9 protein-coding genes are annotated in these 13,177 nt (G+C 71.9%); 6 read left to right on the forward strand and 3 right to left on the reverse strand.

Annotated features, from left to right (window positions below; all coding sequences use genetic code 11):
• Positions 1 to 8 precede the first annotated feature (8 nt).
• Positions 9 to 407 (reverse strand): YccF domain-containing protein, encoded by a 399-nt coding sequence (locus M4D53_RS12230; protein WP_060922036.1) that lies wholly within the window; start codon positions 405 to 407, stop codon positions 9 to 11.
• Between the two features lie 89 nt (positions 408 to 496).
• Here M4D53_RS12230 and M4D53_RS12235 point away from each other — a divergent pair, with 89 nt between their 5' ends.
• From M4D53_RS12235 to ligD, 6 genes are all read left to right on the forward strand, one after another.
• Complete coding sequence (locus M4D53_RS12235; RefSeq protein WP_259954260.1) at positions 497 to 1,483, forward strand: ABC transporter ATP-binding protein; 987 nt, start codon at positions 497 to 499, stop codon at positions 1,481 to 1,483.
• Positions 1,480 to 2,496 (forward strand): ABC transporter permease, encoded by a 1,017-nt coding sequence (locus tag M4D53_RS12240; protein WP_187663448.1) that lies wholly within the window; start codon positions 1,480 to 1,482, stop codon positions 2,494 to 2,496. The genes M4D53_RS12235 and M4D53_RS12240 overlap by 4 nt, the downstream gene beginning before the upstream one ends.
• A gap of 133 nt (positions 2,497 to 2,629) precedes the next feature.
• A complete protein-coding gene (locus tag M4D53_RS12245) occupies positions 2,630 to 5,755 on the forward strand; it encodes a lamin tail domain-containing protein (protein ID WP_259954261.1) in 3,126 nt (1,041 codons plus the stop codon).
• A gap of 84 nt (positions 5,756 to 5,839) precedes the next feature.
• A complete protein-coding gene (locus M4D53_RS12250; protein WP_259954262.1) occupies positions 5,840 to 8,293 on the forward strand; it encodes an ATP-dependent helicase in 2,454 nt (817 codons plus the stop codon).
• 44 nt (positions 8,294 to 8,337) lie between these two features.
• Entirely contained in the window at positions 8,338 to 9,474 is a 1,137-nt protein-coding gene (locus M4D53_RS12255; RefSeq protein WP_259954264.1) for an SseB family protein, read from the forward strand.
• 66 nt (positions 9,475 to 9,540) lie between these two features.
• Entirely contained in the window at positions 9,541 to 10,611 is a 1,071-nt protein-coding gene (gene ligD, locus M4D53_RS12260; RefSeq protein WP_259954265.1) for a non-homologous end-joining DNA ligase, read from the forward strand.
• 6 nt (positions 10,612 to 10,617) lie between these two features.
• Here the strand turns inward: ligD and M4D53_RS12265 are convergent, their stop codons facing one another.
• Both M4D53_RS12265 and M4D53_RS12270 read right to left on the reverse strand, forming a co-directional pair.
• Entirely contained in the window at positions 10,618 to 11,661 is a 1,044-nt protein-coding gene (locus M4D53_RS12265) for an ATP-dependent DNA ligase (protein ID WP_259954266.1), read from the reverse strand.
• 43 nt (positions 11,662 to 11,704) lie between these two features.
• A complete protein-coding gene (locus M4D53_RS12270; protein ID WP_259954267.1) occupies positions 11,705 to 13,156 on the reverse strand; it encodes a phytoene desaturase family protein in 1,452 nt (483 codons plus the stop codon).
• Positions 13,157 to 13,177 lie beyond the last annotated feature (21 nt).

Below are 13,177 nucleotides of genomic sequence, written 5' to 3' on the forward strand. Positions count from 1 at the left end.
CGCCGGGGTCAGAGCGTGCGGTCGAACGCGCCCTGACGGGTGGAGACGATCTCCTTACCGAGCGGCATGAGCGACACCGGGACCATCTTGAAGTCGGCAATGCCCATGGGGATGCCGATGATGGTGATGCACAGCGCCAGTCCCGACACGATGTGACCGAGCGCGAGCCACCATCCCGCGAGGATGACCCAGAGCACGTTCCCGAGGAACGAACCTACGCCGGCCGTCGGCTTGCTGACGACCTCGCGGCCGAAGGGCCAGATGGCGTAGGCGGCGATGCGGAACGACGCGATGGCCCACGGGATCGTGATGATCGGGATGCACAGCAGCAGGCCGGCCAGCACGTAGCCGAGGAAGAGCGCCCAGCCCGCGAGGATGACCCAGATGATGTTGAGGATCGTGCGCATACTGCGATTGTGTCACCCGCGGGGCGGCGCGGCTGGGCATCAGCCCGGAGGTCCCCGGCGCTCGCGCCCGGCGATGCCAGACTGACCGCATGACCGGAATAGTGGTGGACGACGTCAGTAGAGCGTTCGGGGACGTGCAGGCCGTGCGAGGGGCCACGCTGCGCGCAGAGGCGGGAAGGGTGACGGGCCTGGTGGGCCCGAATGGGGCGGGCAAGACGACCCTGCTTTTGATGCTCGCCTCGCTGCTCGCCCCCGACAGCGGCTCGATCCGCATCGGCGGCATCGACCCCGAGGCCGACCCGCTCGCCGCCCGTCGGGTGCTGGGGTGGATGCCGGACGCCCTCGGCGCCTGGCCCTCCCTCACCGCCCGCGAGACGATCGTGACCACGGCCCGGCTCTACGGGATCGACCGCGCGGACGCGGAGCGGCGGGCGCAGCACCTCCTCGGCCTGGTCGGTCTCGGGGAGCTCGCGGATTCGGCGGCGAAGGTGCTCTCCCGCGGGCAGAAGCAGAAGCTCGGCCTCGCCCGCGCCCTGGTCCACGACCCGCAGGTGCTGCTCCTCGACGAGCCGGCCTCCGGCCTAGACCCCGAGGCCCGCGTGCAGCTGCGGGTGCTGCTGCGCCGCTTCGCGGCCGAGGGACGCACGGTCCTGATCTCCAGCCATGTCCTGTCCGAGCTCGAGGAGGTCGTCGACGACGCGGTCTTCCTCGTCGGCGGGGCGGTCGTGGACGCCGCTCCGGCGCAGAGCGCGGTCCGCGCCTGGCGGGTGCGGCTCGCCGGCGCGACCCCCGCACGCCTGACCGCGGACACCTGGCAGGTCGCGTCGACTCTCGGGCTGGCTCCCGAGTCCCTCGTCGTGGACCGCGGCGCCGTCCTCGTCGGCTTCCCCGGGGAAGACGCCGCCGCCCAGTCGCTGCGTCTCCTCGTGGAGGCGGGGCTGCCCGTCGCGGAGTTCGCACCCGCGCAGAGCGACCTGGAGCACACCTTCCTCGCGCTCCGGAACCCGCAGCCGCCCGCGGCGACGACCCCACCCCCGCCGCCTGCGGCACCCCACGGAACGGAGGCGGGAGCATGAGCCTCGCGAACATCGTCGTCATCGCGCGCCTCGAACTGACCCAGCGGCTGCGGAGCGTCGGCTGGTACGTGCTCCTCGGCGTCTTCGCGCTGGTGCTCCTCGGCGTCACCGGCTTGTCGTTCGCCGTGTACTCCTGGGGGGAGGACGTCGGGGCCGGCGTGTCGTCCATCGTCGTCAACGTGGTCCTGCTGCTCGTCGTGCTCGTCTCGCCGACGCTCAGCGGCAACGCCATCAACGGCGACCGGGAGGCGGCCACGCTCGCGCCGATCCAGGTCACCGCGGCGTCGACCGGCGACATCATGCTGGGAAAGCTCCTCGCGGCGATCGCGACGGGCGGCGCGTTCCTGCTGGTGGCCGTTCCGTTCCTCGCGGCGTCGCTGCTGGCGGGTGGAACCGATCCGATCGTGCTGTTCGTGGCGCTGCTCGTCCTCGCCGCCGAGATCATCATCGTCGCCGCGATCGGCGTGGGGCTGAGCGGCCTCATCGCCCGGCCGCTGTTCTCCGTCGCGTCCACCTACCTCGTGGTGTCGGCGCTCGTCATCGGCACGATCATCGTCTTCGCACTCGGCGGCCTGGCCGTGCGCAGCGAGGCGACCACCTACAGCCGCCCCTACGACAGCAACGGCAACGTGGACTGCGAGAGCTGGGACAGCTACACGTACGAGGCGCCGCGGTTCGACCTCGTGTGGTGGGCGCTCGCCGCCAACCCGTTCGTCGTGCTCGCCGACGCGACCCCCACCGAGTTCAACACGAGCGGGTACCCGGTCGATCTGTACGGGCAGATCAAGTTCGGTGTCCGCAGCGCGCAGCTCTCGCCGCTGGAGCAGCGATGGGACGACTGCGACCCGGAGAGCGGTTCCCAGACGGCTGAGCAGGTGATCGACGAGACCGTGCCCAGCTGGTTCGTGGGGCTCGGGGTGCAGGTCGTGCTCGCCGGGGCGCTGTTCGCGGGAGCGTGGGCACGGACGCGGACGCCGGCGCGACGGCTGCCGCCCGGTACGCGCATCGCCTGACCGGCAGGGCCGAGGAAGACGCCACCGACCGTTCACCGGCCGTCCACCGACGGGTCGACGGACGGCCATGCGGCAGCGGTGGTCTGGACGGGTACCCGTCTGCGCTCAGTCGAGCCATCTTCCAGGAGCCCCCATGCCCCGACTGCACTCCGTGGCGGCAGTCACGGCGGCGTGCGCGCTGAGCGCCGCCGCCCTGATCGCCGCCCCCGTCGCCGCCTCCGGTGCCATCCCTCCCGGCGAGCCCGCGCCGACCGCCGAAGCAGGGCTCGTCCTCAACGAGATCGTCTACGACGACGCGGCGACCGGGCTCGCCGACCGGATCGAGATCTACAACGCGGGCTCGGCGAGCGTCGACCTGACCGGCTGGCGGGTCTCGGACGAGAAGCGCGACAGCTTCGGCGCGGCACCGGCCGGGACGGTGCTCGCGCCGGGCGCGCTCCTCGTCCTGGTGAAGGACGTGGACTTCGCCTTCGGGCTGGGCAAGGGGGACGAGGTCGTCCTCCACGACCCGGAGGGGGTCGAGGTCGATTCCTACGCCTACGCGAACACCGCGCCGCTGGCGGTCTGGGCGCGCTGCCCCGACGGGACGGGCGACTGGGCGCATGCCACGGCGGCGACACCGGGCGCGCCCAACGACTGCCAGGTCGCGTCGGTCGCGGGCTCGATCCGCATCAACGAGGTCGACTCGCAGCCGGCCGACTGGGTCGAGTTCCACAACCCGGGGACGGAGGCGCTCGATGTCTCCGGGTACGAGATCCGCGACAACTCCGATGACCACCGGTGGCGCTTCCTGCCGGGCACCACGATCGAACCAGAAGCGTTTCTCGTCGTCGATGAGGGCACGATCGGGCTCGTCGACGGCGTGGAGGCGGCGTTCCGCGACCCGATCGGCATCGGCAGCGCCGACCGCATCCGCCTCTTCGACACCGCGGGCACGCTCGTCGACGATACGCAGCCCTGGGAGGGACACGCCGCCATCGACGGGGACTTCGCCGCCGCCACGCTCGCGCGCTGCCCGGACGGTACCGGCGCTTTCGTGCTCGCGCACGCGACCCCGGGAGCGGTGAACTCCTGCGTCCTCCCTGATGTCGCGATCAACGAGATCGAGTCCAACGGGGACGCGACCGACTGGGTCGAGGTCGTGAACACCGGCAGCACCACGGTCGACCTGTCCGGCTGGACCGTCATGGACGGCGATCCGGTCGGACACGCCTCGGAGACGACGCCGCTGCCGGCGGGGACGCTGCTGCCTCCGGGCGGATACCGGGTCTTCGATCAGCCCGCCGACTTCGTCTTCGGGCTGGGCAACGGCGACACCGTGACGCTGCGGGACGCGAACGGACTCATGATCGACGAGCACGTCTACTCCGCGCACGCCGACGGCGTCTGGGCACGCTGCGCCGACGGGACGGGCGCGTTCGTCGACGCGCCGGCAGCGACGAAGGGCCAGCGCAACGCCTGCGGGAACCCGGTGCGGATCAACGAGGTCGAGTCGGACGGCGGCGCGCCGGACGACTGGATCGAGCTCGTCAACCCGACCGGCGCCTCGCTCGAGATCGGTGGCGTCGTCGTGAAGGACGACGACGACGCCCACGCCTACACCGTTCCCGTCGGCACGACGATCCCGGCCGGAGGCTTCTTCGTCATCGAGCGTTCGGCCCTCGGCTTCGGGCTGGGCGCGGGCGACGCCGTCCGCCTCTTCGACGGTGAGCTGCTCATCGACGAGACCGCCTGGGGCGAGGGCCACGCGGCGACCTCCTGGGGCCGCTGCCCTGACACCACGGGAGCCTTCGCGGCGACCGCGACGCCGACGAAGGGCGCGCCGAACGTGTGCGCGGGCGAGGTCACCGTCGGCACCTGGCCGGGGTCGGCCGAAGTGCGGGTGCTCGACGACGTGCCGACGTTCCTCGAGGACAGCTCCGGCCTCGACGTGCAGGAGACCGCGGACGGGGCATTCCTCTGGGCCGTGGATAACGGCGAGGGGCGCATCTGGAAGCTCGAGGCCCACGCGGACGGCTCGGTGGAGAAGGCCGCGGGCTGGGACGAGGGCAAGCGTGTGCGCTTCGCCAAGGACACCGGGAACCCGGGCGCCGCAGGGCCGGACACCGAAGGCATCACGGTCGACGGGAGGGGCCTGGTCTACGTGGCGTCCGAGCGCGACAACAGCGCCAAGGGTGTGAACCAGAACGTGCTGCTGCGGGTCGATCCGGACGCGGCGGCCGGCGATCTCGTGGCGCAGCGGGAATGGGATCTCACGGCGATGCTCCCGGCGGTCGGCGCGAACCTCGGCATCGAGGCCGTGCAGTGGGTGCCGGACAGTGCGCTGAACGGAAAACTCTTCGACGACACCACCGGGACCGCCTACGACCCGGCCGTGCATCCGGGACACGGCGACGGCCTCTTCTTCGTCGCGGTGGAGGACAACGGGCACGTCTACGCCTTCGCGCTCGCCGCGGACGGCACGGCCACGCTCGTCTCCGAGATCTCCCCCGGGCTCACCGGTGTCATGGCGCTCGACTGGGATGACGTCCGAGGCACCCTGTGGGCGGTGTGCGACGACGGCTGCCAGGGCCGCTCCGCCGAGCTCACCTTGAACGGGACCGCGCGGCCCGGGATCGCTCACTACGCGCGGCCCGCCGGCATGCCCGACATCAACAACGAGGGCTTCGCGACGGCTCCCGCGTCGCTCGCGGTCGACGGACAGCGTCCGGTGTGGTGGTTCGCCGATGGCTTCGCCTCGGAGGCGCTGCGCACCGGCACGCTGCCGGGCGGCACAGGCGCCGAGAACCCCGGTGGGGAGAACCCCGGCGGCGAGAACCCTGGTGGCGAGAACCCTGGTGCGGAGAACCCGCCGCTTCCCGGCACGGAGCTCGTGGACGGCAACCGCCGCGGCGTCACCGTCGATCCGGCGGTGGCCGCACCGGGGCAGCGGGTCACCGTCACGGTCGGCGCGGATGCCGCGGGAGCGCGGGCGGAGGTCTGGATGTACTCCGTCCCGGTCCGCCTGGCTGCGGGGACGCTTTCGGCGACGGGTGCCCTCACGGTCACCGTTCCGGTGGACGCGCCGCTGGGCGCGCACCGCATCGCGGTCTACGCGGCGGATGGGACGCTCCTCGGCTGGGCTGACCTGCGCGTCACCGCCGCGGGCGAGGGGCTGGCCGCGACCGGAGCGGACCTGCCGGTGGCCGCCACCGCGCTCGCGTTGATGCTCCTCACGACCGGGGTCCTCGCGCTGCGCCGTCGGAACCGCACCGCCTGACCGGGGGAGGGGTGCGGGCGGTCGCCTGTATCCCTCCCCGACGCGGACCGCGATGTCGGTGCCGCCGCCTAGACTCGAGAGGTCATGACCGAAGCCCCTCTCATCGTCCCCGGATCCGTCGGCCCGCAGTCCTCCGGCGCCCCCGCGCAGGACGACCTCCTCGCCGGCCTCAACCCCCAGCAGCTCGAGGCCGTCACCTATCGCGGCCCCGCGCTGCTCATCGTCGCCGGCGCCGGATCGGGCAAGACGAGCGTGCTCACGCGCCGCATCGCCTCGCTCCTGCGCAGCCGGGAGGCGTGGCCGAGCCAGATCCTCGCCATCACCTTCACCAACAAGGCCGCCGGCGAGATGCGCGAGCGCGTCGAAGGGCTCATCGGCGACGCCGCGCGCGGCATGTGGATCTCCACGTTCCACTCCGCGTGCGTGCGCATCCTCCGCCGCGAGGCGCAGCAGTTCGGGTTCACGAAGAACTTCACCATCTACGACTCCGGAGACTCCCGCGCCCTCCTCAAGCGGCTGGTCAAGGAGCACGAGGCCGACGCCTACGGCCTCACCCCGGCGGCGGTCCAGGGGCGCATCTCCAAGCTCAAGAACGAGCTCTCCGACGCCGAGGCCTATGCCCGCCAGGCCAACATGAGCGACCCGGCCGAACGCGTCTTCGTCGAGGTCTTCGCCGACTACCAGCGGCAGCTCCAGAAGGCCAACGCCTTCGACTTCGACGACCTCATCGGCCAGACGGTCTACCTGTTCCGGGCGTTCCCCCAGGTCGCCGACACCTACCGCCGCCGGTTCCGCCACATCCTCGTCGACGAGTACCAGGACACCAACCACGCGCAGTACGCGCTCATCCACGAGCTCACCCGTCCGGTGTCCGGGGTCGGCGCGACACCGGAGCCGTATGCCGCCAACGGCATGATGATCTTCGAGCCCGACCCCGAGCCGGCACCGGGCGCCGGTGAGGCCGGGGCGTCGCTGACGGTGGTCGGCGACTCGGATCAGTCGATCTACGCCTTCCGCGGCGCGGACATCCGCAACATCAGCGAGTTCGAGCGCGACTTCCCGGGGGCGAAGGTCGTCCTCCTCGAGCAGAACTACCGCTCGACGCAGAACATCCTCTCCGCGGCGAACGCCGTCATCGGCAACAACTTCGACCGCAAGGACAAGAAGCTCTGGAGCGACCGCGGCGAGGGCGACAGGATCATCGGCTTCACCGGCTACTCGCAGCACGACGAGGCCCAGTTCGTCGCCGACGAGATCGAGGCCCTGCACCGCAAGGGCATGCCGTACTCGGAGATGGCCGTCTTCTACCGCACGAACTCGCAGTCCCGCGCGCTGGAGGAGATCTTCATCCGCTCGGCCGTGCCGTACAAGATCATGGGCGGCACCAAGTTCTACGAGCGCGCCGAGATCAAGGACGCCCTGGCCTACCTCGTGGCGGTCGCCAATCCCGCCGATGAGATGGCCGTGCGCCGCATCCTCAACAAGCCGCGGCGCGGCATCGGCGACGTCACAGAGACCGCCATCGCCCGTTTCGCCGACGAGCACGGCATCGCCTTCCGCGAGGCCCTGTCGCTTCCGGGGCAGCTCGGTGTGGGCCCGAAGATCCAGGCTGCCATCGCCCAGCTCGATGCGGTTCTCGCCGAGGCGACGGCGATCATGCTCCCGCCGACGGGGGAGGTGCCGCCGCCCACCTCCGTGGCCGACGGGCTCAGCCTCCTGCTGTCCAAGAGCGGGTACCTCGACGCCCTGCGCGCCAGCCGCGACCCGCAGGACGAGGCCCGCGTGGAGAACCTCGACGAGTTCGTGGCCGTGACGCGCGACTTCGCGCGCAACAACCCCGAGGGCACCATCACCGACTTCCTCACCGAGGTCGCGCTGGTCTCCGATGCGGACGACCTCGACGACGAGTCCGGGTCGGTCTCGCTCATGACGATGCACACCGCCAAGGGCCTGGAGTACGACGCGGTCTTCGTGACCGGCGTCGAGGAGGACCTCATCCCGCACCGCATCTCGGCGGGAGAGCCCGGCGGGCCGCAGGAGGAGCGGCGGCTGTTCTACGTGGGCATCACCCGCGCCCGCAAGCGCCTGCACCTGTCCCTGGCGATGACCCGCGCGCAGTTCGGCGAGGTGACGGTCGCGATGCCCAGCCGGTTCCTGCAGGAGATCCCGGCCTCCCTCATCGACTGGCGGCAGTCCCCGGGCGACGTCAACTCCCGCGGGGGCATGCAGTCCAGGGCGCTGAACGCCCGCCGCTCCGGGGGCTCCGGCGACCGCTTCGGCGTCAAGGCCCTGCCCCGCGACTCCCTCAAGCCGCTCTCGACGGCGATGGACAAGATCCCCAACCGTGTCACCGCCAAGATGCGCGACAACGGCGACCTCGAACTCGCCGCCGGAGACCGCATCCGGCACGACGACTTCGGTGAGGGCCGGGTCGACGCCGTCACCGGTGAGGGGGCCAAGCGCATCGCCCACGTCCGGTTCGACACGGCGGGGCAGAAGAAGCTGCTCATCAAGGTCGCACCGATCCAGAAGCTCTGACGTCGCGGCGAAGGGGGCGGGGAGACACGGTTAGGCTGGCTCCCATGGCCCTCTTCTCCCGCCGCAAGAAGTCCGGCGACGACGCCGTCGCTCCCGCCCCCTCCGCCGCTCCGGCAGCCGACACCGAGGAGGACGCGAGCATGGCGACCGAGGAGTCGGAGGCGTCGACGGCCGAGGCATCGCCCGCCGTCGGCATCTCCGTCCAGGCGTTCCGCGGTGTTGGCGCCGAAGCCGGACCCGAGGTCGCCCTTCCGGATCCGGATGCCGCGACAGCACCGGCGCCCGCTGCCGCAGCGACACCGCCGCGCCCGGCGGAGGAGCCCGCGGCGCCGGCTGCCGAGCGGAAGCTCCCGCTCGCTCCTGCGCTCCCGCCCGAGCAGACCGAGACCGTCGCAGGGATGAAGGACAACGTCCTCCTGCGCGAGTCCCTGGCGCAGATCGAGGCGGGCGCCTCCAACGAGCAGCTCCTCGGAGTGCTCCGCCAGGCTCTGCAGAGCCACCTCTACATCCGCGTGAGCGGTGATGCCCGCGCGCAGATCAGCGAGGGCAAGCCGCTGGCCGTCGCCGTGGTCCGCGACGGAGAGCGGCAGTTCATGCTGGCATTCAGCTCGGCGGCCGCCGTCCGCGACTCCGTCCAGCTCGAAGCAGACCCGTCCGCCACGTCCGCGGTCGCCCAGCCGACGACCTCGGTCATGCAGCAGGTCGTCTCCGGCGACTTCGCGGGTCTCATCATCGACAACGCCTCGGCGCCGCATCGTGTGGTGTTCCCCACTGAGCTCCTGCAGAAGACGCTCGAGCAGGCCGACGTCGACATGACCGTGAAGTCGCTGCTCGCCGCTCCGCGGGAGCAGGACTCGCCCGCCAAGGTGGGCGAGGCCCTCGCCACGACGCGCATGTGGGTGGCCGTGAACGACGGATCCGGCACCGGTCAGGTCGGCATCGCCGAGGCTCAGACAGCCGACGGTCGGCGCTTCCTCCAGCTCTTCTCGCACCCGCTGGAGGTCATCGCGCTGGGCCGCGGCGACCGCCCGCTGCCCTTCGAGCCTGACCAGCTCGCGAAGGTGCTGTCGAGCCACTCCGAGATGGCCGGCGTCATCATCGACTCCGCAGGACCCTCGATGGTGGTGGAGCGCGACGCCCTCGCCCCGGTGCTCGTGCGCGCGGTGCGGATCGAGGACTGACGGCACGCGTCCACCGGGGGCCTGCCGGGGGTTCCGTGCGTCGTGACCGCCCCCTAGGGTCGGAGCATGGCCTCTGAACGCGTGACCCTGACCGTCGCCGACACCGACGGAGAGCGTGAGGTCGCGCTCTCCAGCCCGAATCGGATCGTCTGGCCCGACCTCGGTATCACCAAGGCGGAACTCGCCGAGTACGTGCAGCTCGTGTCTGTGCCGTTCCTCGCGGCGAACGGCAACCGCCCGGTGTCCCTGGAGCGCTTCCGCGACGGCGTCGGCGCTGCCGGCGGTCCGCGTCCCGAGGGGTTCTTCTCGAAGAACCCGCCGAAGGGCACTCCGGACTTCGTTGACGCCGTCACGGTGACCTACAACAGCGGCCGCCGCCATCCCCAGATCGTCCTGAACCGCACGAGCGCGATCGTGTGGGCGGTGCAGATGAACACCATCGTCTTCCACCCGTGGGCATCGCTGGCGACCGACTCCGACAACCCGGTCGAGCTGCGGATCGACCTCGATCCCCAGCCGGGCACCGGGTTCGCCGAGGCCGTCCCCGCCGCCCACGCTCTGCGGGAGGTGTTGCGGGAGGCCGGGCTGGAGGCGTTCGCGAAGACGAGCGGCAACCGCGGCCTGCACGTCTTCGCCCCGATCGAGCCGACCCACGAGTTCCTCGACGTGCGGCACGCCGTGATCGCCGCCGGCCGGGAGCTCGAACGCCGGATGCCGGATCGCGTCACGACGAACTGGTGGAAGGAAGAGCGGGGCGAGCGCCTCTTCGTCGACTTCAACCAGGCCAACCGCGACCGCACGATGGCCGGCGCCTACAGTCCGCGCGCCCTCCCCGGTGCGACCGTCGCGACGCCTGTGCACTGGGACGAGCTCGACGATCTCGACCCCAGGACGTTCACCGTCCGGAGCGTCCCGCAGCGGCTCGAAGAGGTCGGCGACCCCTGGGCCGACATGCAGGCGAAGCCCGGGCGCATCGACACGCTGCTGGAGTGGTGGGAGCGCGACACGGCGGACGGCCTCGGGGAGTTGCCCTTCCCACCGGAGTTCCCGAAGATGCCGGGAGAGCCGCCGCGCGTGCAGCCGAGCAAGAAGAACGCCGCGAACTGGGATGCCGACGGCAACCCCGTCGACGACTGAGCGCGCTCAGCTCAGGACGTCGGCGAGGTCGTAGCCGTCGACGGTGTCGAGCTGGTCGTACGTGCAGGAGCGGGCGTCCCGGTCCGGCCTCCATCGCTCGAACTGCACGGTGTGGCGGAAGCGCGCGCCCTCGAGCTGGTCGTACCGCACCTCCAGCACCCGCTCGGGGCGCAGGCGAACGAACGACACGTCCTTCGATGCGCTGAACCGCGACCGCTCACCCTCACCCGTCACGGCGGCGCCGTCCTCGTCGCGCTCGACCAGCGGCGCGAGCTCCTCCACGAGCTGCTTCCGCTTCGCGTCGCTCCACGCCGCGACCCCGCCGACCTGGCGCAGGGTCCCGTCGGCGTCGTAGAGCCCGACGAGCAGCGAGCCGACCCCGGTGCCGGACTTGTGGATGCGGTAGCCGAGGGCGACGACGTCGGCGGTCCGCGCATGCTTGATCTTGAACAGGGTGCGCTTCCCCGGCGCGTACGGCTGGGCCAGCGGCTTCGCCACGACGCCGTCGAGCCCCGCGCCCTCGAACTCCTCGAGCCAGCGGACGGCCGCGTCCCGATCGCGGGTGGTCCTGGTCAGGTGCAGCGGGTGCTCCACGGAGTCCATGAGCGTCTCCAGCCGGGCCCGGCGCGTCTCGAACGACTGGGCCCGCAGGTCGTCCTCCCCGGAGGCGAGCAGATCGAAGGCGATGAACATGGCCGGGGTCTCCGTGGCGAGCTTCGCGACCCGGGAGGCCGCCGGGTGGATGCGCTGACTGAGGGCCTCCCAGTCCAGACGCTGCGCGCCGTGCGGACCCGTGGCCACGACGATCTCACCGTCGAGCAGGCAGGGCACCGGCAGCAGCTGCGGGATCGCGTCGACGAGCTCCGGGAAGTAGCGCGTCAGGGGCTTCGCGCCGCGGGACCCGATCTCGACCTTCTCGCCGTCCCAGGCGATGAGCCCGCGGAACCCGTCCCACTTCGGCTCGTAGAGCAGGCCGCCCGGCGTCTTGTCGGGGTCGGGAACGGCCGCGACGGCTTTGGCGAGCATGGGGGCCGGGATCTCGTAGCGCATGCACCCATCCTGGACCGGGCGGCGAGCGGGGGAAAGGGCCGGGTCAGCCGAACAGGTCGTCGAGCTCCGCGGGCGTGCCGGCGTCGCGGAGCACGGTGTGTGCCGCGTGCCATCCCGCCATGCCGTTGACCGCGGGGCCGGGCGGAGTCGAGGCCGACGCGAGGTACACGCCGCGCATCGGCGTCCGCCACGGAGCGGGGGAGAGGACGGGGCGGCGCAGGGCCTGACGCATGTCGAAGACGCCGCCGGAGATGTCGCCGCCGATCTCGGCCGGGTTGATCGCCTCGCGCGAGGATGCCGGCACCGCGTGGTGGGCGAGGATCCGGTCGCGGAATCCCGGCGCGAAGCGCTCGACCTGTGCGGTGATGAGTTCGGTCGGGTCGAGGTCGGAGCCGTTCGGCACGTGGATGTACGCCCAGAGCACGGCCTTGCCGTCGGGCGCCCTGGTCGGGTCGAAGAGCGAGGGCTGGACCGCCAGCACGTACGGACGCTCGGACACGTGGCCGACCGCGACCGCGTTCTCGCTGTTCCACACCTCGTCCCTCGTCCCGGCGACGTGCACGGTCGGGGCGCTCCGCACGTGCTCGTTCGCCCACGGGACGGGTCCATCGAGCGCGAAATCGACCTTCGCCGCCGCGGCGCCGTAGCGGTAGCCGCGGAGGGCGCGGGCGTACGAGGCCGGGATGTCAGGGTGGGTGAGTGCGAGCCGGGGAGAGGTGTTGAGCAGCAGCACGTCACCGCGGTCGGGGTCGCCCCCGTCCAGGTCCGCGAGGTCGGTGACGCGGGCGCCCGTCTCGATCGTGCCGCCATGGGCCTCGAGATCGGCGATGAGGGCGTCCGCGATCACCTGCGAGCCGCCGCGGGGGTACGGCCAGCCGCCGGCGTGGGCGAGCCCGGCCAGCAGAAGACCCGCCGCGGCGCCGGCGAGCGTGGGCTGCGGGGAGTTCGCGTGCGCGACCACTCCGGCCATGAGCGCGGCCGCTTCCTCCGTGCGGAAGGCGGCCCGCGCGAGGGGCGTGCCCTGGTCGAGCATGCGGATGGCGTAGCGGACGGCGGTGATCGGGTCCTGCGGGAGGCGGAGGAGCTGGTTCCCGGTGAAGTCCGTGACGCCGTCGATGTGCGTGCTGAGGGGGCGGAGCCGGCGCAGCCAGGCGTCCCCGTCGATGCCGAGGTCGGCGGCGGTGCGCTCGATGTCGCGCCACGCGATGGCGGCACGACCGTCGTCCAGCGGATGGGCGAAGGAGATCTCGGGGCGGATCCACTCGATCCGCTCGTCGAGGCCGAACGCCTGGAAGAAGGGCGAGGCGACGGCTGCGGGGTGGACGGCCGAGCAGACGTCGTGACGGAAGCCGGGGAGGGTGGCCTCCCGAGTGCGCAGGCCCCCTCCGACCGTGTCCGCAGCCTCGAGCACGCGTACCCGGTAGCCGGCGCGGGCGAGGGAGACGGCGGCGGCGAGGCCGTTCGGGCCGGATCCGATGATCGTCGCGAGTGCCATGCGGCCAGTCTCGCACGCGAG

Source organism: Microbacterium meiriae (assembly GCF_025143875.1).
Lineage (GTDB): Bacteria > Actinomycetota > Actinomycetes > Actinomycetales > Microbacteriaceae > Microbacterium > Microbacterium meiriae.